The 26,122-nt window shown below is 45.1% G+C and carries 26 protein-coding genes; 11 read left to right on the forward strand and 15 right to left on the reverse strand.

Translation table 11 applies throughout. The features are described 5' to 3' along the window. Window positions 1-8: 8 nt before the first annotated feature. The 7 genes from WAO38_RS01785 to WAO38_RS01815 form a co-directional block, all read right to left on the reverse strand. Window positions 9-209, reverse strand: a complete 201-nt coding sequence (locus WAO38_RS01785) for a DUF1656 domain-containing protein (RefSeq protein WP_422233766.1) — start codon at window positions 207-209, stop codon at window positions 9-11. Next, complete coding sequence (locus WAO38_RS01790; RefSeq protein ID WP_422233768.1) at window positions 200-2,359, reverse strand: FUSC family protein; 2,160 nt, start codon at window positions 2,357-2,359, stop codon at window positions 200-202. The genes WAO38_RS01785 and WAO38_RS01790 overlap by 10 nt, the downstream gene beginning before the upstream one ends. Beyond that, complete coding sequence (locus WAO38_RS01795) at window positions 2,346-3,782, reverse strand: efflux transporter outer membrane subunit (RefSeq protein ID WP_422233770.1); 1,437 nt, start codon at window positions 3,780-3,782, stop codon at window positions 2,346-2,348. Before WAO38_RS01795 ends, WAO38_RS01790 begins: the two co-directional genes overlap by 14 nt. Then, window positions 3,779-4,216 (reverse strand): MarR family winged helix-turn-helix transcriptional regulator, encoded by a 438-nt coding sequence (locus WAO38_RS01800; protein ID WP_422233772.1) that lies wholly within the window; start codon window positions 4,214-4,216, stop codon window positions 3,779-3,781. The genes WAO38_RS01795 and WAO38_RS01800 overlap by 4 nt, the downstream gene beginning before the upstream one ends. Window positions 4,217-4,454: 238 nt before the next feature. After that, entirely contained in the window at window positions 4,455-5,297 is an 843-nt protein-coding gene (locus WAO38_RS01805) for a peptidylprolyl isomerase (RefSeq protein WP_422233774.1), read from the reverse strand. 92 nt (window positions 5,298-5,389) lie between these two features. Further along, a complete protein-coding gene (locus tag WAO38_RS01810; protein WP_422233776.1) occupies window positions 5,390-7,306 on the reverse strand; it encodes a response regulator in 1,917 nt (638 codons plus the stop codon). 9 nt (window positions 7,307-7,315) lie between these two features. Beyond that, on the reverse strand, window positions 7,316-9,262 hold the full coding sequence (locus tag WAO38_RS01815) for a response regulator (RefSeq protein WP_422233778.1): 1,947 nt from the start codon (window positions 9,260-9,262) through the stop codon (window positions 7,316-7,318). 115 nt (window positions 9,263-9,377) lie between these two features. Between WAO38_RS01815 and nth the strand changes: the two genes are divergently transcribed. Then, window positions 9,378-10,025, forward strand: coding sequence for an endonuclease III (gene nth, locus WAO38_RS01820; RefSeq protein ID WP_422233780.1), 648 nt, complete (start codon window positions 9,378-9,380; stop codon window positions 10,023-10,025). Between the two features lie 14 nt (window positions 10,026-10,039). Further along, entirely contained in the window at window positions 10,040-10,255 is a 216-nt protein-coding gene (locus WAO38_RS01825) for a hypothetical protein (RefSeq protein ID WP_422233782.1), read from the forward strand. 3 nt (window positions 10,256-10,258) lie between these two features. Here WAO38_RS01825 and cmoA read toward each other — a convergent pair whose 3' ends face one another. Beyond that, a complete protein-coding gene (cmoA, locus tag WAO38_RS01830) occupies window positions 10,259-10,975 on the reverse strand; it encodes a carboxy-S-adenosyl-L-methionine synthase CmoA (protein WP_422233784.1) in 717 nt (238 codons plus the stop codon). A 102-nt stretch (window positions 10,976-11,077) separates the two neighbouring features. Continuing rightward, window positions 11,078-12,574, reverse strand: coding sequence for a pyruvate kinase (gene pyk, locus WAO38_RS01835; protein WP_422233786.1), 1,497 nt, complete (start codon window positions 12,572-12,574; stop codon window positions 11,078-11,080). A 135-nt stretch (window positions 12,575-12,709) separates the two neighbouring features. Between pyk and WAO38_RS01840 the strand changes: the two genes are divergently transcribed. The 8 genes from WAO38_RS01840 (at window position 12,710) to WAO38_RS01875 (ending at window position 19,449) form a co-directional block, all read left to right on the forward strand. Further along, window positions 12,710-13,363: a hypothetical protein gene (locus tag WAO38_RS01840; RefSeq protein WP_422233788.1), complete on the forward strand. Its 654-nt coding sequence runs from the start codon at window positions 12,710-12,712 to the stop codon at window positions 13,361-13,363. Between the two features lie 58 nt (window positions 13,364-13,421). Next, window positions 13,422-14,075, forward strand: coding sequence for a hypothetical protein (locus WAO38_RS01845; RefSeq protein ID WP_422233790.1), 654 nt, complete (start codon window positions 13,422-13,424; stop codon window positions 14,073-14,075). A gap of 320 nt (window positions 14,076-14,395) precedes the next feature. Beyond that, window positions 14,396-14,641, forward strand: coding sequence for a helix-turn-helix domain-containing protein (locus tag WAO38_RS01850; RefSeq protein ID WP_422233792.1), 246 nt, complete (start codon window positions 14,396-14,398; stop codon window positions 14,639-14,641). Between the two features lie 346 nt (window positions 14,642-14,987). Next, entirely contained in the window at window positions 14,988-15,272 is a 285-nt protein-coding gene (locus WAO38_RS01855; RefSeq protein WP_422233794.1) for an HU family DNA-binding protein, read from the forward strand. 143 nt (window positions 15,273-15,415) lie between these two features. Continuing rightward, window positions 15,416-16,834 (forward strand): hypothetical protein, encoded by a 1,419-nt coding sequence (locus WAO38_RS01860; protein ID WP_422233795.1) that lies wholly within the window; start codon window positions 15,416-15,418, stop codon window positions 16,832-16,834. Window positions 16,835-16,845: 11 nt separating this feature from the next. Next, a complete protein-coding gene (msrB, locus tag WAO38_RS01865) occupies window positions 16,846-17,250 on the forward strand; it encodes a peptide-methionine (R)-S-oxide reductase MsrB (RefSeq protein ID WP_422233796.1) in 405 nt (134 codons plus the stop codon). Then, the gene (locus tag WAO38_RS01870) at window positions 17,250-17,783 is read left to right on the forward strand and encodes a peptidylprolyl isomerase (protein WP_422233797.1); all 534 of its coding nucleotides are present in this window, start codon (window positions 17,250-17,252) and stop codon (window positions 17,781-17,783) included. The genes msrB and WAO38_RS01870 overlap by 1 nt, the downstream gene beginning before the upstream one ends. A 184-nt stretch (window positions 17,784-17,967) precedes the next feature. Then, window positions 17,968-19,449, forward strand: coding sequence for an inorganic phosphate transporter (locus tag WAO38_RS01875; RefSeq protein WP_422233798.1), 1,482 nt, complete (start codon window positions 17,968-17,970; stop codon window positions 19,447-19,449). 238 nt (window positions 19,450-19,687) lie between these two features. Here WAO38_RS01875 and WAO38_RS01880 read toward each other — a convergent pair whose 3' ends face one another. From WAO38_RS01880 to WAO38_RS01905, 6 genes are read right to left on the reverse strand one after another with little or no spacing between them, the layout of a single operon-like run. Next, window positions 19,688-20,845 carry a cation:proton antiporter gene (locus WAO38_RS01880; RefSeq protein WP_422233800.1) on the reverse strand — a complete coding sequence of 386 codons (1,158 nt, stop codon included), beginning with the start codon at window positions 20,843-20,845 and terminating at the stop codon, window positions 19,688-19,690. 2 nt (window positions 20,846-20,847) lie between these two features. Beyond that, the gene (gene folP / locus WAO38_RS01885) at window positions 20,848-21,987 is read right to left on the reverse strand and encodes a dihydropteroate synthase (protein WP_422233802.1); all 1,140 of its coding nucleotides are present in this window, start codon (window positions 21,985-21,987) and stop codon (window positions 20,848-20,850) included. Further along, complete coding sequence (locus tag WAO38_RS01890) at window positions 21,977-22,600, reverse strand: DNA polymerase III subunit delta' (protein WP_422233803.1); 624 nt, start codon at window positions 22,598-22,600, stop codon at window positions 21,977-21,979. Before WAO38_RS01890 ends, folP begins: the two co-directional genes overlap by 11 nt. Then, window positions 22,587-23,135, reverse strand: a complete 549-nt coding sequence (locus WAO38_RS01895) for a HobA family DNA replication regulator (RefSeq protein WP_422233805.1) — start codon at window positions 23,133-23,135, stop codon at window positions 22,587-22,589. Before WAO38_RS01895 ends, WAO38_RS01890 begins: the two co-directional genes overlap by 14 nt. Beyond that, a complete protein-coding gene (locus tag WAO38_RS01900) occupies window positions 23,135-24,346 on the reverse strand; it encodes an aspartate kinase (RefSeq protein WP_422233807.1) in 1,212 nt (403 codons plus the stop codon). Before WAO38_RS01900 ends, WAO38_RS01895 begins: the two co-directional genes overlap by 1 nt. Beyond that, complete coding sequence (locus WAO38_RS01905) at window positions 24,346-24,816, reverse strand: RNA pyrophosphohydrolase (protein WP_422233809.1); 471 nt, start codon at window positions 24,814-24,816, stop codon at window positions 24,346-24,348. Before WAO38_RS01905 ends, WAO38_RS01900 begins: the two co-directional genes overlap by 1 nt. 216 nt (window positions 24,817-25,032) lie before the next feature. Here WAO38_RS01905 and hemW point away from each other — a divergent pair, with 216 nt between their 5' ends. Further along, on the forward strand, window positions 25,033-26,094 hold the full coding sequence (gene hemW, locus WAO38_RS01910) for a radical SAM family heme chaperone HemW (protein WP_422233811.1): 1,062 nt from the start codon (window positions 25,033-25,035) through the stop codon (window positions 26,092-26,094). Window positions 26,095-26,122 lie beyond the last annotated feature (28 nt).

Genomic DNA, 26,122 nt, shown 5'->3' on the forward strand with positions numbered 1-26,122 from the left:
ACATATCCTCAAGTGTAAATCAGTAAACACGGTAACGTAAACAAACAGACGAATATTCCCGTCCGAAATAGCCCGGGATGCCAGACATGTTGGTAGACACCGGCATCCGACATCAGCCGATCCAGTAAAATCTGCACAATCGCGGTGATAACAAAAATAGGAAGCAGCGTCGGCATCTGAATCCCGAACAAGGTAATATCTAGCGGCATGAATCCTCCGTAATGACAGGTAGGGACAAAGCATTTTGCATCACGGTGTGGATAAGCGCCAGTTCGGTCACAACACTCTTCATCCGTTTCATCTGAATCTTTTCGCTCGGCATGTTTTCACTGCGTAACGTCAGCAGCGTCTCTTTCAGACTATTCAGCAAGGCATCTCTCGATGCTTCCGAGGGGGTATCGAAAAAGTTTTTGAGACAAACCAACGTACCCTCGATCTTCGGATGGCGGTAATGGGAATAAAGCCGCTGCTGACTCCGTCGAATCGCCAAAATTGCCCGCCCGATCTCCAGCGTTGACAGGAGCCATTCGTATACGAGGCGGCTGGAACGCATATTGAGCCGTCCTTGGGTCGAAAATTGCTGCACCAGATCGCGTCCCGTACTCTCCAGTGAACTGCGTTCCACCCCCAGTGAGCCGTCGCACAGATTGACGATTTGGCGGCGCAATATCTTCGCAACCCTTTGCTGGGTCAGCGAACACGACCAGAAATTGACCAACAGATAGGCCAGACCGCCGAAAAGGATCCCGATCAATGCTGCCAGAGAACTCTCCAGAAACTTGGTCGGTTCGATTTTGTAAAAAGGATCAAGGGCACACTGGGTAATGAACATAAAAACAAATCCAAAGGCGAATATCCCCAGTTTCGGTTTCGTCGTCATCCATCCGACAAATGCCAAAACTGGGCCCAGAAGGAGACTGAGTGTCAGCATGTCCGACGTAAACTGCGGAATCAGATAAAAATCATACAGTGCCGCAAATATCAGAGCCAAGACGGCTCCTTTAAAAAAATCCTTAACTCCGTCCAACGGGCTCGGAAGCGTCCCGAGCAGCAGACCGATAACCACGGCGAGGGTGATAGTGAGGGTTGCAAAAGGCCATGCGGTCCAAATCCAAAACATCATCGTCACGAGCAGCACTCCGCTCCCGCGGAGTGCTGCCAGACCGACAAGAACGTTATCGGTATGGGTCGAAAACCGCACCACGCGATTGAGCTCCAACGATGTTTTCCCCGACAAACGATGCTTCAGCAGCGAGAGATACGTGACACAGTGGCTGTGCAGCTCATCCAGCAGTCGAATCATCAGATAGGCCGCCGAACTAAATTCGTCCTCCCACTCTGTGCCAATATTCTTTTTAAGCTCCTTGTACTCCGATTCATATTGTTCCTGAATCGTATTTTTGACCCCTAAGAGTTTATGAATGACACTTTCCAAATCTTCCGGAGTCATAGGCGTCGCGGGGAGAGTTTGGAGTGCCGAAGCGATTGGGGCATACAGATCTTCGAGCGTTCTCAGCGCTTGTACCCCTTCACGCGTTTTGATCGCCGAGAGAATACTTTTGAGCGAATGAAACGTGGTTGAGAGATTCATATACTGATGATTCAGATGCTGATAATGCTGACGTTCTTTTTGGTCGGCTCCACTTTCGAAACTGCTGTTGATACGAACCGCGTTCAGACCGACGACTCCGCTTGAAAATCGGGCGACTCTTCCTGTTTCGCCGATCGACTCGAATACCGCTTCGGGGTCAGCCAACGTAGTAAGGACGTTTATAAACCGTTCCCGCTCACTGGCGATCAAAGAATCAAGCAATCGGCGTGGGAAGATGATATCACTGATAAGCGTCGCGCACATAATCCCGACAATGACTTCGGAAAAACGGGAAATCGCAATGTCAAAAATCTCCAACGGAGTCTCAATGACCGGAAGAGCTACGATACAGAGGGTATACCCGGCCAACACAAATCCGTAGGCTTGGAAATTACGGTATTTGAATCCTGCTGCCGTAGCGATACCGATCCACAGTGCGAAAAACGAGATAAACCACACCGGGTCCTGCGCAAACATTCCCATCAGCAGCAAAGACATTCCCACACCGGCTATTGTCCCTAAAACACGGTAATAGCTTTTCGAAAAAACCAGACCGCTTTGAGGCTGCATCACGATAAAGACGGTAAAAATGGCCGTCCGAGGATCCGGAAGATTCAACGTCATCGAAATCCACAAGGCCAACAGTCCGGCAATCGTCGCTTTGGCCATATAGATGAGCGTCGGTGCGTCATTGGTACGCCACTCATAAAATCCACGCTGCCACGGAAAGGTTTTCATCTGGGAGAGGAGAGCACTATTTGCTTGCATTTCTCTCCCCCTTGTCGGTATATCCGCCCCCGAGCGCTTTGATCAGATCGATTTGCAGCAGCGATTTCGTCTCTTCCAGCGAAATAGCCTGCAGTTCACTTTCATAAACCGTTTTGTTAGCAGAGAGAAGAGGGAGTTTGTCGATCAACCCCAACGACAGCTTTTTACGGGCAATCGTTACATTGGCATTTTTGGCATTTAAATCTTCATGATGCAGTTTGATTTGCGACTCGATCAGTTTGGATTGTTTGAGTAAAACAACCACTTCATTTGCCGCCTTGATCACCGCATCGTTATAGTCATAGACGGAACTGTTGTAATCGCTCACGCTGTTTTGGAGATTGGCATTGCGTTCTCCCCAATCCAGTAACGGAAGTGACAGCGCGATTCCGGCTGATGGGGTATACGAAGAGCGTTCCAAAAGTTTTGCCCAGCTAAATGAGGTAAAACCGATCATTCCGTAAAGGCTGATATCCGGGTAAAACCGGGCTTTGGCATTCTCAATCGTATGGCTTTTGCTTAAAGCGATATACTTGGAAATAGCGACATCGGCACGGTGCGATAAAAGATTCAACCGTATCTCGTTCGGCAAAGGGACCGCAAACGATTCATTCACATGAGGCGCTTTGAGGGTATCGGCATAGGAAGGAAGAAATCCTCCCAAAACACAGATAGACTCTTTTTTCCCTTCAATCGACCGCTTAAGTTCACTGATCCGCTGCATTACCTCGGAAAGAACACTTTTTTGGGTATTGACCTGTGTAGCATCGATCAATCCTATCTTTTGCTTTTTTTGTAGGATATGCAGTTCCTCGGCGGCCGTTTTTTCCAAAGTGCCCAAGATCGCAAGCTTTCGCTCATCATGATTCCAGGAAAGATAGGCCGTACAAATAGCGCTGGACAATGCCACCTTTGCCGCTTCAATAGAGGCTTTTTGTGCCAAAGCCTGATTTTGCGCCGCAAGGATGCGGGAACTTCGCGCATTCCAAAAGTCAAAATCGTAATCCAATATCAAAGCAGGCTGGTATTGATTGTTGGTACTCCCACCCAGCGGCGGCGGGAAAATATGGTTTTCGCTGAAACGCTCTCGGAGAACACTGGCATTGGCTGATAAGTGCGGTAAATTGCGAGATTCCACCGATTGTATGATACTGTTGGCTTGTGCATAGCGAGATTCAATACTTTTAAGGGATGGAGCCTCCGACAAAGCTTTCTCCAACAGAGTGTCAAGCTGTCGGTCATGATAACCTCTCCACCACTCACGTACAAGATTACCATCATTGCTTCCGAACAAATCGGTACTTTTTTCCAGATTGCTCGCTATGAGTGTCTCCGAAATCGGCACGGCTTTATCGATTTTGGGTACGCACCCGAACAGTAGCAATGCCAGTAAACAGGGGAGTAAAAGACTTTTGTATCTCATTCGTTTGTACTTTTCAAATTCTCATTGATTGATTGCAGCAGTTTTGTCAGTTCACCCTTTTGCTGTTCGCTCACTCCATGTAATGCTTTTTCCATTACCTTCTCGCCCATCTGAACCAATAAACCTCTCAGTTTTTTTCCCTCCGGTGTAATGGTAATAAGGTAGGCACGTCTGTCATTCTCTTTCTGCACCCGTTTGACAAGCCCTTTTGACTCCAATTTATCCAGCATAAGGGTCAAATTCGATTGCTCGAAATAGGTATCCTGTGCCAGCTCTTTTTGGGTTAGCCCGTCTTTTTCGCAGAGTCTTATCAGAATAACGCGATGGGCATATGAGAGAGAATAAGGTTTTAGCTCTTTCTCAAATTCATTCTTTAAGACATTTCTCGCCTTGGCGATAAGAAAGCCTATTGAATTATCGGATTCAAAGCCCATAACGACCCTTTTAAAAATTTTCGAGATTGTAAAGCAGCACGGCTTAAATAGTTATTATAATAACTATTATGTAAATAATTATATTAATGCTATACCATTGGCTTTGAGATATTTCTGCATAAGGAAATGATTTATCGATCAGAAAATATGGGAAGGGGTCAAGAATTTAAAAAAATTTGTTTATGCATTGATGGAAAGTTCCCGCAAAAGCGGGAAATAAGAAAAGGAGGAGAAGAGATTATTTGGTATAGGTAATTTTTGCTTTTTCGCGTAATGAAGACATTTTTTTCTCCATCGTCGCTTTAAATTTATCCATTTTCAAACGCTGTTCAATAAAATTTTTCACATCATCAAATCCAAGTTTTTTAGCCGCTTTTTTGTCTTCGACATAAATAACGTGATACCCGAATTGACTTTGTACCGGAACAGACGATATCGCCCCCTCTTTCATAGCAAATGCGGCATCGTTAAACGATGGAACCATTTGTCCGCGAGGGAAGTAACCGAGGTCACCCCCTTTTGCAGCACTCGGTCCGGTTGATTTGGATTTTGCCTGAGCAATAAACTCATTTTTGAGTTTATCTCCGCTCAAAGATTTCATACTTTTAATGATCGCATTCGCTTCGGCTTCGGTTTTCACCAAAATGTGGCGTGCATGGATTTTCTCTTTATCGATAAACTCATCCGGATTTGCATCAAAGTAGGCTTTTACCTCTTTTGCATCCACTTTTATCGCTTCAAACTGTTGTTGTTCCCACACTTTTGCAGCGAGCTGAACTTTTAATCGGTTAACCAAAGCCTCTAGCTCTTGCTTATATTCTTTGGATTCGAGCACTCCCATTTTTTGTGCATCGTCATACACCAGCTCTTGAGCGATCATACCCTCAATAATCCGCTGGCGCAATTCGTTTTGTTTATCTGACGGGAGAGAATCGAAACGGCCCTGCGTCCCTTCCATTAATACTTTATTGACTTCATCGGAAGTGATTTCATCTCCGTTAACGGTTGCCAAAACAGCCGCAGATACGGAGCTCGCACTCAATAATAAACCTAAAATCCAAGCGGCATAATATCGCTTCATTGTTATCCTTGTATTTTTCCCTCTTCTTAGGAGGGATTTGATTTCGGCATTATAATACATTTGTCAGTATAGTATGCAAAAAACAATCAATATTAAACGATGTTATTCTGACGCTTTTGCTGGGCAATTTTTAAATAGCGGTCCATGGTCTGCAAAAGGAAATGTTTATCGATCGGTTTCGCCAAATGGGCATCCAATCCTGCGGCTACAATCCGTTCACGGTCACCGATCAGTGCATGTGCCGTCAACGCGATCACCGGAACAAATCCTCTCGAATCGCGCTTGTCAATCTCTTTGATCAGCCGATTGGCCATCAGTCCGTCCATCACCGGCATATCGATATCCATCAGCACCAGATCAAAAGGCTCTTTCAGATATGCATCGACCGCTTTTTGACCGTTGTCAACGGCCACGACCCGGAAATGTTCCTGGAGCAGGATCGTTTCAAGCAGTTTAAGATTGATGAGATTGTCTTCGGCCACCAAGATTTTTATATTCTCCGCCCGAGGGACGCTTTGAGCTTCCGGACTGCGTGAAATATATTCTTTCGGCATGGTATTCCAGATAACCGCCAATGTCTTATGAAGTGAGCTAGGAAGTATCGGCAATGTCACAATCGACGCAACGGAATCGATTAGTGCATCGGCTTTCTCTCCGTAATCAAGTTTCATAATCGGAACTACCGCGAGTTTTGCATAGGTTGACTTAATGGCATCAATCTGGGATTTGGCGATATGCGGTATATCTAAAAAGAGGACATCGCTCTCATGTAGAACAGGGTTGATAAGATCGTGAATCACTTTCGTTTGAACATGGAACAGTTCAAGATATTTCAACAACAACGCTCCCTGAGCGGAGACCTGATGACTTTGGACATAGACTGCGGCCCGGGTTCCTTCGATAAAATCAAATGTCCCTTCTTCATTGAGCTGGTGGGTCACACGGAAAGAGAACCGCGAACCTTTTCCATTTTCAGAAGCAAGCATTAAATGCGAATCCATCATATCTACATATTTATGGCTGAGGCTTAGCCCGATTCCCAGACCATCCTGCCCGCGACGCTGGTTTTCCCAGGCAGAGGCGAACGGCCGGAGAAGCGTTTTGATTTTCTCTTGTTCAATACCGCACCCTGTATCGCTTACCGCATATTCGACTTCAATAAAGTTCCCTTCCTCTTTAACGATAAGGATCTCTACAAGAACACGCCCCCCCTCTTCGGTAAATTTTATACCGTTTTGGATGAGATTGCGCATGATCGCAAGAATTTTATCCTGATCGCCGATCATGGATTTTGGCAAATGCGGATCGATCAAAAACATCAATCCGATCTCTTTTGAGTCAGCCAAATCACAAAATTGCTGAGAGAAATTCTCAAACACTTCCAGAGGGTTAAAAAGTGCCAGGTTGGTATGGATGCTCCCGCTCTCAACCTGCATCATCTCAAGAAGATTTTCAATATTACGCATCATCGACTGGGCGCTTCGGCTCGTCATCTGTACATATTCTTGCTGCCAGGAGCTCAAAGGAGAACTTTTAAGGAGATCGGTAAAACCGATGATAGCATTCATCGGGGTGCGGAATTCATGCGACATATTGGTCAAAAATTTCTTTTTGAAATTTTCAAAGTACCGTTCGGCCGCTCGAGCTCTCTCAATGACCGACGTATCTCGGAATACCACACCGATCAGCGGATAATCCTCAAGCAACAGGATCTCAGATTTCACCGAAACATCATAAGTAGTTCCGCCGGACTCTATCTTTCCGCGATAATCTCCCGATTTGGAGAGAAGATACGCGAGATCGACCCCCTGAGGATTGAACCACTCGTGCAACGGCGCGATATCTTCCAATGTCCCAACATTTAAAAGTTCCATCAATGGCCTATTACAACCGATCAAATCTCCCGCTAAATCCGTATAAATCATCGGATCAGAGTGTAAATGAGCGCACGAAGTGAATATCCCTATCAAATGGGCATAATCTTTTTCAAAAGTTTTTGTATAGACCATATCGACTCCCTATACCTTAACGTGTAAGTATTTATGAAGAACGTACTCGAGTTTTTCACGCGTCAGAGGTTTGGAAAGATAATCATCCAGGCCTCGTCCCAAAATGTATTCCCGATCCCCTTCCATAGCTAATGCCGTTAATGCGATAATCGGCATGCGCCCGACTCTTCCAGGCCCCTCTTCGGCTTTGATTTCCTGGGTTGCCAGAATACCGTCTTTGATCGGCATGTCGATATCCATAAAGACGATATCGAACGTATGTTCGCGGCATATCTCGACCGCTTCATCACCGTTGGAAACGGCGATAACGGCAATCCCATACTCTTTGAGCAATAATTTAATCAAACGCTGATTGATAAGATTGTCTTCAACAACCAAGGCACTGACTCCACGCTGAATCTGAGGAACCACCGCAGGGGCCTCTTTCACGATACCCAAAGCTTCGCTCAGGTGATCCAACAATGAGGTAGGAAGCAACGGTTTAGAGAGGGGCATATCGATCACATGGAGCATTTTCGCCTGAAGACGTTCATGCTCATCCAAAAGAAGGACCGTCTTACACTCCCGTTTCATTCGTGCAAGCGGCATCATCCACTCACTCTTTTCCTGGGATGCAACGAAATAAACCACCTCGGTATTGGTAAATATCGACTCGTCAATCATCTGTGTTTTCGTGACGCTGACACCGAAACTGCGCAAGTAGTTGGTGAGATGATTCGCATCATCAAGCCGCTTTTCATCGATCAATACCACTTTGACACTGTGGGCATTAATCATCTGCATCGCATGATCGGATGAACCCTCCAACGTCAGCGCGAAGCTAAACGACGATCCTTTTCCCTCGTCACTCGTAATTTTGAGTTCTCCGCCCATCAGGGAGATCAACCCGTGAGAAAGACTCAATCCGACCCCCAGACGATTATCGGCATGATCCCCGGACACAAACGGCCGTGTAATATAGCTGAGCTCGGTTTTACTGATCCCTTTGCCGGTATCTTTCACGGTAAAACCGATGTTGCACGTTCCCGTCGTATTTCGTTTGAGAAGTTTTATCTCAATAGTTATCCGTCCTCCCGATTGGGTGAACTTCAGCGCATTATTAAAAAGATTGGTAATGACTTGTTTGATTTTACGGATATCCCCCGTCACATACGTCGGCAGTTTCGGATCAATAAAAAATAAAATTCCGACCCCTTTATCCGCGCCAAGAGAAACCGATCCTCGGGCAAGTTCTTCCATTTCGGAAACGATATTGAACTCACTCTTGCTGATGTTCAAGCGCCCGTTTTGCATTTGTGCCAAATCAAGGAGGTTCTCAATATTGGACATCAGGTTGCGTGCCGAACCCTGCACCGAATGGATATACTCAAGCTGGGTATCACTGGGGGAAGTTTTGGAGAGGAGATCGACGAAGCCTAGTATTCCGTTCATCGGTGTACGGAATTCATGTCCGATATTGGCCAGGAACTTGCTTTTGAGCTGTTCGACTTTAACGACTTCGGCTTTGAGGTCGACAAGATTGCTCTGATCCTCCAAACGGAGCAGATAAAGATCGGTCCCCCCCTCTTGTATCAGCGTTGATGTTGCCGACATCACATGCATTTTCCCGGATTGATCGATGATTCCTAATCCGTACCCTTTAGGACAATGGGTACGTAAATAATCAAGCCAGCTTTTGTCGTATTCGGTAAAGACCTCTTCATCTTCATGATCAAAAAGTTCCCGGATACTCTCATGTTTACTACGTAATTCTTCAATATTCTGAATCGGCACCAAATCAAAAAATGCTTTATTCGCACCGATCCATCCGTTCTCTTTGGTAAAGAAAAGCAAGGGATCCGAATCGGTGTCTAATACTTTATAAAAAAGCTCTTTATTAATATTTTGCTCCCCTTCTACGGAAAAGCGTTCTGTATCGTCGCTAAAAAACTTTTGAATCTTACGTAGTAACCCCAAAGCTGTCTCCTTAATCAATTTTGCATGGAAATCGCTTATTGTAACACAAAAAACTCGCACTCATGTTTTTTTTTCGATCATGCTACAATACGCCCTAAAAAAATGGATTCAGCGGATGAAAAAAGCGACTAAAAAAGAAATTGAAGCAATAAAAGCCGCCTTTTTGGAACGCTATTCGGATGCCGTGACCGAACTCAGCTACGTCAATCCTTATGAATTAGTCATCGCCGTGGCACTCTCCGCACAATGTACCGATAAACGGGTCAACCTGATCACTCCCGCATTATTTGAGGCCTATCCAACCCCTAAAGACCTTGCCGAAGCCAATATTGACGATGTCAAACACCTCATCCAAAGCTGCTCTTTTTTTAACAACAAAGCCATCAACCTCATCGCCATGGCAAAACGTATTGTTGACGTGTACGGCGGTGAAGTTCCCTTGGATGAAAAAGAGCTGGTGACGTTGGCAGGGGTGGGACAAAAGACGGCACATGTCGTTCTCATCGAATATACGCAGGCTAATCTGATGGCAGTCGATACCCATGTCTTTCGGGTAAGCCACCGCTTGGGCTTAAGCGATGATCCGACAGCCACCGCTACGGAAGCGACACTCGTCAAAAAATTTAAGACCAATCTCCATCAGCTTCATCAGGGGTTGGTCTTATTCGGGCGGTATATCTGTACCGCTAAAAACCCGAAATGTGACACGGAGTGTTTTTTACAGCCTTTTTGCAAAAGCAAGGACGGCTTTAAAGCCAGATAAGATACAATATCCGTATGAAACGTCACTATTTTTTAATTTTATTACCGATGGTTTTCGCAGGGTGTTTTAATGATCGCGGCGTCAGTCTGCGCTATTACAATGATTGTGAAGAATATTATGATGCACAAGGGTATTATCACAAGCAGTGCGATAAAAACCTTGTAGAGTATAAAGATATAAAAAATGCCCTTCAACCGGCACAAAATCCTACACGCGGAAGCGTTGAATAAAAACTATTTTATCGCAATGAATGTTGCGAAATTCGCCCATCTAAAAAGTACTTCACACGTTTTGAACCCGTTATTTTTAGCCATTTGAATATTTTCGTTCATCGTGTAGGGGATAAGAACATTTTCAAGAGCTTCCCTCTTTTGAACGATCTCATATTCGCTGTATCCCTGTACTTTTTTGAAATCATAATAACAATCAATCAGTTCTTTATTAAGCTTAGGGTCTTCACTCACTACTTTTTCACTAAAAAGGAAAACGCCCCCTTCATTCAGTGTATCACTAATCGTCCGGACCAGAGTGTCCCGCACCATCGGGCGGATAAACTGTAAGGTATAGTTGCTGATGATCACTTGTGCTTTCTCATACGGGAACTGAAGGATGTCTCCTTCGTACAATTCGACCGAAGAATGGTACGCTTCGATTTTTTTGCGGGCATGTTCGATCATGGCAGGAGAATTATCGATGCCGACCAATCGGACATTACCGTTTTTCGCGACAGAGCGTTCAATCTCTAACAACAGCGAAGCAGTTGAACAGCCAAGATCATAAACGACTCCTCCTGACGTGAGCGCATTAATGGCAAATCGGCGGGTAAGAGCTTGCGATTCCTTGTAAAACGGAACGGAACGGAGCAGCATATCGTCAAAGACAGCCGCCACTTCGGCATCGAACTCAAATTGTTTGGAGATAGGCTTGGTAAATACGGTATCGGTTTTCATGGATGAAATTGTAGCGTAAAGGAGAGAGGTTTCGAGGGGCTGAAATGTGACGAAACAAACGTTAGGCCCCTCGAAGCATAAAAAGCAATTTTCAGTCCACTCTTAAAAAAGGGTTGGAACCGTATTTTCCCCGACTTTTTTAGCCTTAACCGGCTGCGGCTTCGTCTCTCCGAAAAAGGTGAGTTCATTCTCACGGAGAATACGGATCACATTGGTTGTACCCGGTGTTCCGATCGGATATCCGGCGGTAAACACATAGGTATTGTTTTTGTCAATAATGTTGCGCGAGATTCCGCTGTGGATGATATCGCTCAGCATCTCTTCCAAACGCCCTTTTTTGGTGAGGTATGCCGGAACGACGCCCCACACGATTGTCAAAATCCTCGCAACTCGTTCTTCGTGCGTTGCGGCATAAATCGTCATTTTCGGACGATAGCGGGAAAGTTTTTTTGCCGATTGTCCCGATGTCGTCATTGCGATAATCCCCTCGGCCTTCAGCGAATCGCCCAAACGCACCGCGGATTCATTCACCACGTCCATCGAATCGTCATATCCGAAATCAAATTTACCGAACGGATAGATCTCTTCAATCGCCTGGATCGTATTGACCATCGTCTCCACAACCAACACGGGATTATGTCCGACCGCACTCTCTTCAGAGAGCATTACCGCATCCGTCCCGTCCAATACGGCATTCGCAACGTCACTGATCTCAGCACGGGTGGCCGAATCTTTTTCCGTCATCGACAATAACATCTGTGTTGCGGTAATCACCGGCTTGGAGTGTTCATTCGCTTTGTCGATCAACATTTTTTGAATCGTCGGGACACGATAGTAGGGAACCTCTATTCCCAAATCCCCGCGAGCGACCATCAATCCGTCCGAATAACGCAAAATCTCGTCAATGTTTTCTACCGCATCAAATTTTTCAATCTTCGCGAAGAGTTGCACTTCTCCGCCGCATGAGCGGACCACCTCACGTGCATTGATCATATCCTGGCCGTTTTGAACAAAAGAGATCGCCATAAAATCGACCGCATTCGCCACGCCCCATGCGATATCCGTTTTGTCTTTTTCGGTCAGAATATCAATCCCCAAGCGGGTATTGGGAAAGTTGACCCCTTTATTAGAGGAGAGCTTACCTTTGTTTTCAATGACCGCTTGAACAAACTCTTCGCTTGAAGCAACAATACGGGCCCGGATATTGCCATCGTAGAGATAAATCGCATCGCCGACATTCAACAACCCCAAGATATCGCTTTGGTTCAGAGAGAGCCGATAATGTTTCTCGCCGAGTTTCTCCCCTTCCATCGTTTCATAATGGAAATCCAGCCGATCTCCCTCGTCCAGGTAAAAATCTTCTTTGAGCTTACCCACCCGGATTTTCGGGCCGCTGATGTCTTGCAGTACCCCGACAAGCAATCCGGTTTCCCTCATGGCAAGACGGATATTGGATAAAACCTGGGAGTGATACTCATGGGTGCCGTGAGAAAAATTCAGGCGAAATACATTCACCCCTGCTTTGATCAAGGCAGCCAGCATTTCTACCGTATCGGAAGCAGGACCGACGGTTGCTAAAATTTTGGTTCTTTTTTGCATATGAATACCCTAATCTATATTTTCGGAAATAGTAACACATTTTGGAAACATTCTTAATGCCGATACGCCCAAGTTTTAAACAATCTCAGCGAATTTAGACTACAATAAGAGTATCTAAGAAAGAATGGGTTAAACATGAGCAAAAGAGCAATCGATACCGATATTGTCCTCATCGATATCATCGACTTCTCCCGTCTCACCATGGATGAGCAGCTGGAAATTATCTCCTATCTTTCTCTAACCTATAAGAAAATGATCCTCAAAATGGTCAAGATTTCCGGTATTCCCATGGAAAAAATGCTCCAGGGGATTATCCCGACGGGAGATGGTTTTTACTGTATCCTGCATCCGAGTCTAAAAGGGTTCGGTCCGATTTTAGGACTTTCATTTATCCATTTTTCGGATCTGATCGCCAAGGAATTCCCCTATTTTAAAGGGATTCGGGTTGCGGTGCATACCGGGAAAGTACACCGTTTTGAAGATATCCTGGGACATGAAAATTTTGTGGGGGATGGGCTGAACGAATGCGCACGATACATCGAGATCAAAAATCTCATCATCAGCACCGTCATCATTTCCGATCGCGCCTATGAAATACTTCAGGAATTTTTGCATCTTAACCCTGATTTTCATGCCCTTTTGGAAGCGTGCGAATTTCGGCACAGTTCTCTCCATACCTTTCAAGACAAACACAACATAACCCGTAACGGCTACTTGATCTGGATGCGCAAGGGAGGAATCATCCCCCCGCCGAAACAAGATTGGAGCATACCCCAAAAAAAACGATAATCTGAGACAATGATTTTTTTGGTAAGATAACAATACTAATATCCCATAAGGAGGATGTGTGCGTTTTACTGTCGAAGAATATGCGAAAACATTTAAAATGTCCAAAGAGATGATCCAAAATAAGCTGCGGACCAAACGGCTTAACTATATTATCGAGGGCGGGGTCACCTACATCATCGTCCCCCGAAGTTCTTTGGATGAGGAAAAGCGGCAAGAAATCGCCCAAAGCGCCAAAGCTCCCGCACCCGCTCCACAAAAAACAACCGTTGGGATGATTATTGCCCTCTATCAAAAAGAGAATCAGCAGCTCAAACTCAAAATCAAAGAGCTTGAGAATAAAGTCGACCGCTTGGTTAACGATAAAGAGAATATGCTCATAGCGGAACGCGAACGGATCAAAGAGATTTATACCGCTAAAGATGAGCAGCTTAAAAATCTTCTCGAAGTCATCAACACCAAACTCCTTCTTTCACAGGAAAATGCCGTCCACGATGTAGATATAACCGCGAGAGTCACCCATGCACCTTCGATTCCCAACGGTGTTATCGAACTTAAACGCTACCTAAAGTTCATCGGAATGGGCTCAGAAGAGCGAAAAGGGGTCAAGCGCCGTTTTGAGCTCGCGTTTGGAAGCGATGTACGCGTTATCCAAAAAGAGGGTGAATTCTACGTAGATCTATCAAAATACGATTACACCGATTTTCTCTCTTAACTTTTCTATGGGGGTCCATTCCCCGTTTCCTCTTTCACTTCCTTAATCCACCCCCTAAAATCATTATCTAAATACCGTTATTCATCCTCCCGGCTACTCCATTGCATTATCTTCATTAGCAATCAACTCAACAATTTTATAATAATATATACGCTTTTCCGTATATTTAATACATTTATATTTATATAATAGTTGGTATAAATTATGCTTTATATGTTTTTGTATCCTATATAAACATTATTACTCGTTTAATATCAAGTATTAATCGTTTTATATACGTTTTAATGTTTATTTTAAGAAAAGAATACTACAATGGAGTAATGGAAATGAGTGATCTTTTTAATCTTCTTCACAATGCCGTCGAGGCACAGGGCAACGGTAAGAAGATTTCCCAAAAAGAGATGGCCGCCAAATTGGGAATTTCCATGCGAACGTATCAAGACTGGAGACTGGGGAACGCCAAACCCCAAGCCGCCAAAGCGGTATTTGATATGTTAGGGATGCTGGAAGATGATGAGATCATCAGAGTCGTACGAAAAATAAATAAGTTAGGGGATAAATCATGAGCAGTTTGAGTGAACAAGAGCGAATCGGCTTGGAAGAGGTATTTTTATCGATCTCTTCATCTCAAAATTTGATGCAACGATGGTCAGTTTGGAGCAAAAACTTCTCGAAACGAATGGATGGCAAAAAGTTTGCTTCCCCCCTCTTATTTACCCAATCTCCGAGAATCTGGATAAAAAACGGTCTAAAAAACCACAAAATCACCAAACTCTTCAACAAAATGCAAAAAAGAAGAAAAAATTAAGGTAAGAAATATTAAAGTATTCGCGGCTAAACCACTTATCCCTTACGTACTCGTGCGGATGGGAAGTTCAAGTGTGATTCGCATATCTAAATCAAGGGCAATAAATGAATAAAGCGCAATTCGTAGAGTTGGTTCAAAAAAGCGGTAGTTACAAAACAAAAGTTGAAGCTGAAACAGCTATTAAAGCTTTCACAGAAGCAGTAACTGCAGCTCTTGTTGCAAAAGAAGAAGTTTCATTGGTTGGATTCGGAAGTTTCGCATCTTCTCTTCAAAAAGGGAAAAGCGGTAAAGTTCCAGGAACTACAAAAACTTACAGCACAGCTGATAAAATGGTTCCTAAATTCAAACCGGGCAAAAGTCTTAAAGACAGCGTAGCTGCCGGTAAGTAATTTCCTCTTTCTTCCTGAGGGAGTTATCCTCTCTCAGACTTCTCCTTTTAATCCATCATCGTTTACATTGTATCACTGAAAATTGGTTATAATCGTTACCAAAAAATAGTGCCCTCATACGAGATTACGGGGAAAGGATAATAGTGTTTTTCTCTTTTTTAACACGCTTCATTCCCTCACCGAAAAAACAGCCCGTTTTCAATACTGCCGATGAAAATACCTCTTTAAAAATTTTTGCGATTAAAGAAGGCGGAAAGTTTTTTCATGATTTTAAACTTTTCCATCAAAAAACCATTACGGTAATCGATACCCTCATTTTTCTTCCTCATTTCGGTATTTTCGTCGGTGAAACACTCGATTGGAAAGCTTCGGAACTTGAGAATTCAACCATAGAACGGGCAACACGGCAATCAAAACGTCCTGCCACAACCCACCTTGAAACCATGGAGTCTAAAATACGCTCCAAACTTCAGGATGTATTGTCGTTTGATTCTACCCCCGTTCATCGTTTCATTTGGATGAAAAATCTGACTGAAAGTGAATTCGACGGACTGGATCTTTCCTTTCACGAGCTATTGCCTAAAAACCGTATCCTCTTTGCCAATGAAAGTGTCGATTCGATTAGAAACAAACTCCATTCAATCGGGGAGTATCTGAACACCCCCCTCTCCGGTATCAAGATTATCGGGACGCTGCAATCGTATACCTTCATCATGCCCTCATCGCAAAATCCGGCAGGTGCGCTTCTCTCTCCGCACGAAAACTACTTTTTGTCCGTGCCCCTTAGCGGGCAGACCACCCTTTTCGGAGAATATGGAAGCGGAAAGAGCACCCTGCTTATCCGCAAAGCGATGTACATGCTCTTAACCAATCCCGAAGAGCAGATCCTTGTGATCGCGCCCACCCTCTTAGCTTCTGAAATACTGCGCAATGAATTCGTCTCCCTGATGTATTACGGTGCTCTCTCTATCGATTTGACCCGCATTACATTTGCTCCGCCTCCCGCAGACTTGGAAACGTTTAAACCTTTTCACGAAGCGACTGCCGTTTTATGTGATGATGTTTACCGGATGGAGCAAAGCTTTATTGAAACGCTTAAGCAAAAGCGGGGAAACCGTATTTACCTATTGACTTCGACTACAAAAGGTCCGGCCTCCGAAACCAATGTTCCGCTACCCTATTCGTATCAAAAATCCATTACACCGCTGCAGCTTAGATGCGATGAAGAGAATCTTCTCTCCCTATTATTATCTGAACTTCGGAAACATTTGATGGAAGGTAACCTGAAGGATGTTCTCATTATTTTCCCTGATCCGGATTTATTGTCCCTGTTCAAAGAACCTATTGATGAATATTTACACCTGAATTCCCGTGTACTGACCCTCAATTTCAGTCTGCAAACTCAGGATCTTGATGACCTTGTCATGGCAACAACCGATTGTATCAGCGGTATATATGCACCGCACCTGTTTCTTCTTACATCAGACGATTCTCAAGATTATACCTATCCGCTAAGCCGTGCGTCAGAAACTGCCACTATAATCTCTTACTCAAAATCCTAACGGAGAACAGAATGCCAAAAATTGTCAAAAGTGAATCCGAATGGCGAAGTCTCCTCTCACCGGAAGCCTATCATGTTGCCAGAGAACATGGGACGGAGAGAGCTTTTAGCGGAGAATATGCCGATTTCAAAGAAGACGGTATTTATCGCTGCGTTTGCTGCGGTACACCGCTCTTTGATTCTTCCTCCAAATTTGATTCGGGTACCGGATGGCCGAGCTTTGATGCTCCGATCACCCCTGATGCCCTCGAAGAAAAAAAAGATACGGCGTATGGAATGATCCGTACCGAAGTTTTATGCGCGGCGTGCGATGCCCATCTGGGACACGTTTTTCCCGACGGTCCTAAAACGACCGGATTGCGCTATTGCATGAATTCCGTCTGTCTTACCTTTACACCACGCCAACAGGAGTCTTAATGCGTCTTATTCTTGCTTTATTGCTAATCTCTGTCCTCGGTTTTGCCGCTGAACACCCTCGGGTCATCCTTGAAACCACACAGGGTAATCTTACCCTTGAATTGTATGAAGATGTTGCCCCTCTCGCGGTCGAAAACTTTACAACCCATGTCAAGAACGGTTATTACAACGGTCTTACCTTTCACCGGATCATTAGAAATTTTATGGTTCAGGGGGGAGACCCGACCGGCACCGGTGCAGGCGGTGAATCCATCTGGAAAAAACCGTTTAAAGATGAATTTAAATCGGGTGTCGTTTTTGACAGAGCAGGAATTTTGGCCATGGCCAATGCCGGCCCTCGTACGAACGGAAGCCAATTCTTCATCACGACGGCACCGACTCCGTGGCTCAACGGCTATCACACAATTTTCGGACGTGTCGTATCCGGCATGGATACGCTGGGCAAACTCAACAATGTCCAAACGAACGGCCAACGCAGCGGTGACAAGCCGTTGCAAACCCAAAAAATTATCAAAGCTACCCTATTACCCTAATCTTCTTTCCTAATCAAAGGGCTAAATGCCCCTTGATACCTGCATCGTCATCACTAAATCTTATCCCATAAAGTGTTATCAAAGAGAGTAACGGGCATAATTCCGTAATAATTTCGTAACCTTTTTGTAACGGTTTCGTAATAATTTCCGGGATTTATTTTCAATCTTAACCCATGGAGCGTTCATGTTCTCTCGTGACAATATTTTTTTCGGCGGGATATTCCTCATTGCCTCAGCTATTTTTTTGGTTTGGGGATTTGATTACGTCGCCCAAAATCACACCTTATTTGTTTTAGCGACCTTATTCGGTCTCTTTATGGCATTCAATATCGGAGGAAATGACGTCGCCAACTCCTTCGGTACCAGCGTCGGGGCGAAAACACTCACCGTGAAACAAGCCCTAATGATCGCTGCTATTTTTGAACTTAGCGGTGCAATGCTTGCGGGAGCGGATGTAACCGATACGATCCGAAAAGGGATTGTCGATATTTCCGCTATGGATTTTAACCCGATGCTGTTCGTGTTCGTCATGATGGGATCACTCCTCTCTGCGGCAACATGGCTGTTATTCGCTTCTTTGAAAGGGTATCCGGTCTCTACGACCCACTCCATCGTCGGTGGGGTTTTGGGAGGATCTATCGCATTGGGCTATGTCACGATGGATGTAGGTGAAAGTGTATTTGCCCTGGTTCATTGGGATAAAATCCTTACAATCGCTATCAGCTGGGTCGTCTCACCCGTTTTAGGCGGAATGGCATCGTATGGAATCTATTGGTATCTCAAAAAAAATATTCTCGATTATAACGAGCAGGTACAAACCAAAATCGATAGTATCAAACATCAGGTAAAAGAGCTCAAGGCTTCCTACACTGAAGCAACGGCAACACCGGACGAAAAAATCCGTTATGAAGAACAGCTTCATGAATTAACCCGTTTACAAAAAAAATCTAACGCATTTTATGCGCTTCGTACCCATGCTCCGATTGCGGCGGCCTTTGCCACCACGATGATTTCGGGAATGCTTCTCTACAAAGGGCTCAAACATGCAGGGCTCAAATTTGATGATATCCAGATCTTCATGATCATTGCCACCTTCAGCGCCCTCGCGTACGGAATCACCTATGCCATTGTCAAAGTCATGCACAAAGATACGCCGAACAAAGCAACGATGCGGCTCTTTAGTATGCTTCAGGTTCTGACCGCTTCCGCATTTGCTTTCAGTCACGGAGCCAATGACATCGCCAATGCCATCGGGCCGTTTGCCGCCGTTATCGATATATTGGCTACCGGTCAGATCAACTCCGAGGCTCCGGTTCCCCTTATCGCGATGGCGACGTTCGGAATCGCGCTCGTTGCCGGATTGTGGTTTATCGGTAAAGAGGTTATCCAAACGGTCGGAACCCGTATCACCGAAATTTTCCCGGTGACAGGATTCGCAGCGGAACTGGGAGCTACCCTGGTTATCCTCGCCGCAACGAAACTCGGTATCCCTGTCTCTTCAACCCATATTCTTATCGGTGCGGTTATCGGGATCGGGATGCTCAATCGCAATGCCAACTGGGCCTTGATGAAACCTATCGCAATCGCGTGGGTCATCACCCTTCCCGTTGCCGGAACGATGGCAGCTCTTTTCTTCTTTATCCTCAAATCAGTATTTGGCTATTAAGCCAAATACTTTTTCGTCTCTCTCCCCGTACCGTCACTTATATTTTTTGATGCCGTTTTGATGCCGTTTACACTAAGATTCTGCTTCCATTAATAAGCTTCTTTCCAAATCGTAACAGAATAACTCCCAAAGAAAGTGCTTATTTATGGAATCCCGGATTACCCTATCAACCCGCTGTAGCCTCGCAGACCCTTGTTCTTCTCATCTTTGACAAAGTACCTTCTAACTTTCGGTTTCGTTATTTCGCACTTTGTTTAAAAAAGGTGTAGACAATTTTAATCAAGATCATCAGAACGATCGCACTCCCCATACTCGCAACGATAAAGGCATAATACTCTTCATGCGTAATGGCATTGGCATTGTATCCGAGAGTAGCAATCGCGACAAGAAAGGTGAGCGGCATTGAATTGGAGAGAGAAAACAGCAAAGCATTTTTAAACCCGAAGTATCCGCTGAAAGCTCCCACTCCGGCAATGACCCGAATCGAGATAATACCGACGGCAATCGCCAGTGCCAATTCTAGGATTTGACGATCAAAAAAGGCATCCAGCGATAGGGTAGAGCCGACATGGATAAAGAAAATCGGTACCAAAAATCCGAATCCGAACGATGAAAGTTTTTCGGGAAGTTCTACTTTGTGTTTGAAATACGTCGTGATCAGCATTCCTGCCAAAAAGGCTCCCAAGATCGCATCAATTTTAAAATGGAGCATAATCCCGATCAAAATAAACAAAAGGGCCATCGAAAACCGGACATCCTGATCTTTGCTGTCTTCATGCGGCATAATCAATGTTTTCAGTCCGGGATACCACCAAAAGAGGATACGGACTCCCCGGAAAAAGAGGACAAACCCGATTAAGAATCCGATCAGTACAAGCAGCGTAAAGAAAAAATCGATGTTAAATCCGTAGGTCAATCCTCCGTTGAGGACCGTCATCGCGAAAATACTCATCAGCTCACCGGCAATGCCGATATTCAGCGCCAACGCCAGCCATGGTTCGTTCCGTCCGTATTCCTTGATCAAAGCCATCAGCATTCCAAGCGAAAAGATCGGAAAAGAAACCATATAGACGGCACTCAAATGAAAATAGGCAAATAATATAAATGAAAATCCGTATACCATGATAAAAAAGAGTGCCGTCCGCCGGATCAACGATTTTTTTTCGAATTGGAACCCTTTTAGATCGACTTCCATCCCCGCTAAAAACATCAGATACAGGAATCCGACTTCGGCAATAATTTTAAAAAGCTCGTTTTCAACCAGAAATCCGAAGTATGCCGCCAGACTTCCCAGCATAATTTCGACAACAACGACCGGGATTCTTATGACACGCGATAAAAAGGGGGAAAGCAGTACCAACAGCGATAGCGTGATAATAACAACCGTATTGCCCATCATCAGCCTCTCAGCGCTTTCCAGACGTTGATCGCCTGTACATGTTCTTTGACATCATGAACACGTACGATCGAAGCACCCTCTTCGATCGCTTTAAGATGAATGGCCAATGTTCCCGCCAAACGCTCATCACTCGTGGATGGAGAAATCTTATCAATCATGGATTTCCGGCTGGCGCCGACCAAAAGCGGTTTTCCCAGCCGTAAAAAATGTTTTTGATGGGTAATGAGGGCACAATTTTCTTCTAACCGCTTCCCAAAACCGATCCCGCAATCCAAGATAATCTTTTGGATACCGAAACGGTCTGCTTTTTCCAACCGTTCCTGAAAAAAGAGTTCAACCTCATGAAGAACCGAATGATACGTCGGATTTTCCTGCATGGTCTGCGGGGAGCCCTGCATGTGCATGATAACCGCCGTCGCACCGTAGTTTCCGCATAACTGCGCAACCTCATCATTGGCCAGTCCGGTAATATCGTTGATGATATGAAACCCTCTCTCCAGTGCATAACTCACCACGGCAGGTTCATAGCTGTCTAAGCTGAGTATCGTCTTCTCGTATACCTTTTGATCATACAGGACATCGATAATAGGCCGCAAACGGGAAAGCTCTTCTTCGGCACTGACCGAAACACTTCCCGGACGGCTCGAGACTCCGCCGAGGTCGATTATATCGGCACCCTCGGAAATCATCATCTCTATCCGTTCAATCGCTTGGGGACCTTGGAACCGGCTGCCATGATAGAAACTGTCATCATTCGCATTAAGAATTCCCATAATGGAGACTTTGTCGGTATAGCCAAGAGAGCAAAAGCTTTCCAACTCAGCGGAGAGCTGTTTTAAACCGAACGGCTGAGCCTTCTCTTTTTTAGCCAGCTGCTGTAACTGCCGTTCAGTTGCGATCAGTAAGACATCGACATGAGGAATCGATGCAGTTACCGTACCTCGCGGAACGGCGAGATCAGCACCGATACTCAACGCGTCTTGCTTGAGGATATTCGCTGCTCCGACGTGCATATCACGGATACGGATCAGGTGCAGTTGACCTTTGTCCTCCAAAATATGTACGCCGCCCCCATCAACGCCCAAAGCTTTCAATTCACGGCGCAAATCAATCGTATTGGAAAGTTTCTCAACGACCACGTTTGATCTCTTTGAGAAAATTCATGAGCACCATCACCAAAACACTCTGAAAACGGCTGTTAAGCTCAATCAAACGCAATGCTTTATCAAACCCTTCAAGCTGCTGCGATGTCAAGGGGAGCTTTTCGAGATGGATCGCCTGATACATCAGCTGCTCGATCAATGCTTTCGCCTCATGTTTTTTGAGTCGGTCATGCTCTTTGACAAACGTGAACAATCCTGAAAGATCGAGATTTTTAAGGGTCAGGGAAACGGGTTCATGCACGAGTTGATGATGTTCCTGTGTCAGACTGAGGCGTGAACGTACCGTCGGGAGAAAGGTACTTTTATTCGGAGCCATAAGGATAAAAACAATGTTGCGGGGAGGTTCTTCCAAAATTTTTAAAAGGGCATTTTGCGCGGGAACGGTGAAACTTTTTGCTCCGAGAATCAATGTTTTCGTATGCTCTTCGCTGCGGTAGGCTTCAGCGATCACCTCTTTGGCATCTTCGATTTTAAAATCATCGCGCATAAACATGACGCATCGCAGAGGACGGAGAGATTCTTCAATCTCCCGTGAACGTTCTTCCATCTCCCCGGTGATGAGGATTCCGCCCCGTTCATTCGCGAACATTAATCTCCCCGAACAATACGGCGCCAAGTGTTTTGTCAAAAAGGCGGTACAGTTGCAGCAGTTTGATATCGATTAGCGGATCGTGAGAGCGTAATACCAAAGCATTTTGAAAACGTTCATCCATAATCCATAACAAGCTGTTGGTACTGCGCTTGGCAATATCTGCTCGGCGTTCATCCCCTTTGCCGATATACCAGAAGAAATAATCCCCCTTAAAAGCGATATCCAGCATATCAACCAACATATCAATCGACTCGCCGCCGCTGAGATGATCATAATGGGGATAAAGGGAATCAATACAGACGATAGGGATCATCGGGCGATCCTGAGAACGTTTATTGAGGGATGCCGTAATATAATGGGCGAACCATTTACGGTCATGATCGGTAATCAGGACGAGGCTTTTGCCCCCCATTACCTGATCCATGGCATTAGCAATCGCAGGAGTCCATTCGAATCGCTGTTCTTCGAACCAGCTCATCGATGCCCCTTCGGAGCGGATCGATTCTAATGTCCACTGATCAAAACCGCGCACTATTGATCCAATGCGTAGGCGCTGTGCAATGATCGCACGGCAAGTTCCGCGTATTTTTCGTCAATGACCATCGAGACTTTGATCTCCGAAGTAGAGATCATCATGATGTTGATATTTTCACGTGCCATCGTTTGAAATGCTTTGGCCGCAACACCGGTATGGGACTTCATACCGACACCGACGATAGAAACTTTACAAATGTTCTCATCATAAGAGGCTTCAGAAATTTCATTCGCAGCGATAAATGTTTCCACAACTTTTTTGGCATCAATCAGTTCTGTTTTAGGAACCGTAAAATCAAGATTGGTTTTTCCGTCATGCCCTGAAGTTTGAATGATCATATCGATATTGACACTGTTATCCGCCAAACGGGTAAAAATATCCGAAGCGATTCCCGGACGGTCGATCACTCCGCTGAGTGAAACACGTGCTTGATTTTTATCGAGTGCAATACCGCTGACAAGTGGTTTTTCCATTATATTCTCTTCCTTTGTGATAAGTGTCCCTTCCGCATCGGTAAAGCTAGAACGGGTTACGAGGTTAACATTTAATTTTTTAGCGAGTTCAACGGAACGGTTTTGAAGTACTTTTGCTCCGAGAGAAGCCAGTTCAAGCATCTCATCATAGCTGATGCGATCCATTTTCTTAGCTTTAGGCTCGATACGCGGGTCGGTAGTATAGATACCGTCAACATCGGTATAAATTTCACATAAATCGGCTTCCAAAGCTCCGGCAAGCGCCACGGCGGAAAGGTCCGATCCTCCGCGGCCGAGCGTCGTCACTTGACCGTTCTCGCTCACCCCTTGAAACCCTGCGACGACTACGACTTTGCCGGCTGAGAGCTCCGCATGCATCGCTGAGGGATCAATACTTTCGATACGTGCTTTTGTATGGACGTTATCCGTAACGATCCCTGCACGGCGGCCACTCATCGATGTTGCATTATGTCCCATCGCATTAAGGGCAATCGAGAGCAATGCCGCGGTAACCCGTTCCCCTGAGCTCAGAAGCATATCGACCTCACTCCGTGCAGGAGAAGAGGTATAATGCTCAGCATAGGCGATCAGTTTGTTGGTTTCACCGCTCATAGCGGAAACGACGACCACAACCTGATGTCCCTCTTTAAGTGTTTGCGAAACACGGTTGGCGACGTTTTGGATCCGTTCCAAATCGCCGACACTGGTTCCGCCAAATTTTTGAACAATTAGCATTACAGATACCCCTTGGTTCTAAAATGGGAAATGACACGTTCATAGACCGGTTTTTTGAAATGGGCGACATGACTCAGCAATTCATCAATAGGAACAAATCGGTATGCTTTAAATTCAGGGTGCTTCGTATCCAAATCGATCTTGGCCCCTTTTTTTAAGCGAACGAGATAATAACGCTGCTTTTGTCCTGCAAACGGAGCCATTTTGGCAGCGATATGAGAAGGAAAATCATACGCGATCCAGTCCGGGTACTCGGCAATAATCTCTACTTTTTTCGTACCGATCTCTTCACCCAGTTCACGGAAAAGAGCCTCTTCCGCCGATTCACCCTCATCAATTCCCCCTTGAGGAAATTGCCATACCCCTTCCAAATCACTGCGTTCGGCGATAAAAACATTTTTTCTCTCAGGATACTCATTTGAGACAATAATCGCCGCCACATTCGGTCGGTAGAACTTTTTTTCGGTCATTCACCATCTTTTAGTCTATTTTGGAGGTGTATTGTAAACTATTCGCCATTAAAAATACTATAATCATCTATATTTTTAGGGGCAGGTGTTAAATATTAACAATGCGGGTCAGGCGTTAAATATTAACGGAACTTTCATACCTACCGTCATTCTCGTGATTATGTATCTCCAAAAGCTGTTTACTAAAATCATGTACCCTCAATGCTATAATGGCACATGCTTTTATACATTCACATCCCTTTTTGCGATAGCAAATGCTCTTACTGTGCGTTTAATTCTTATGTTGATAAATTTTCCCTGCGCGAAGCGTATATGAATGCCCTTATCATTCAGCTCAAAACGGAGCTTCTCCGTTTCAATGCCGGACCCACCAACCTTATCGAAACCGTATTTATCGGAGGAGGTACCCCTTCAACGGTGGAGCCTTCTCTGTATCGCCCTATTTTTGAGATGATCGACCCTTATTTAGCCAAAGATGCTGAGATCACCTCCGAAGCCAACCCCAACAGTGCTACCCGTTCATGGCTGGAGGGGATGCATGAGCTCGGAGTCAATCGCCTCAGCTTCGGAGTACAAAGCTTTAATAACGAAAAATTAAAAATACTCGGTCGCGCCCATCACACGCAGCATGCCCTTGAAGCTATCCGCACCGCGGCGGCTATCGGATACAAACATCTCAGTATTGACTTGATTTATGGCGTCCGAGGTGATACAAAAGCCCTCTTGAAAGCGGACATACAGCAAGCGCTCCTCCTGCCCATCGATCATATCAGTCTCTACGCCCTCACCATCGAAGAGAAAACGCTTTTTGAAAAGACCCCTGAAATTGCCGAGGAGGAGCTGGAGCTCACACGATGGATCTTTCGAGAGATTTCGAGCAACGGGTTTGAGCAGTATGAAATCTCCAATTTCGGAAAATACCGTTCACGCCATAACATCGGCTATTGGGAGCACAAACCCTATATCGGACTAGGTTCCGGTGCTGTCGGATTTTTAGACATGCAACGCTACTACCCCAGTACGAGTGTCGAACACTACATTGAAAATCCTTGCGACGTGACTACCGAAACAATCGAACCCGATGAGCTCTTAAGCGAAAAACTCTTTCTGGGCTTTCGCAGCTGCGTCGGTGTAGAGGGAAGCATTTTAAAAGAGAAACAAAAAAAGAATGCCGATTTACTCTGCAAAGAGGGGATCCTTACGTTTCATAACGGGCGCTACTTTAATACCGATTTTCTTTTAGCGGACGAAATTGCGCTCAGAGTAGAAGGGTTTTAAACTTTCTTTGGATAGAATCTCTCCTCAG

Origin of the sequence: Sulfuricurvum sp., from assembly GCF_049277495.1 — a bacterium.
GTDB lineage: Bacteria > Campylobacterota > Campylobacteria > Campylobacterales > Sulfurimonadaceae > Sulfuricurvum.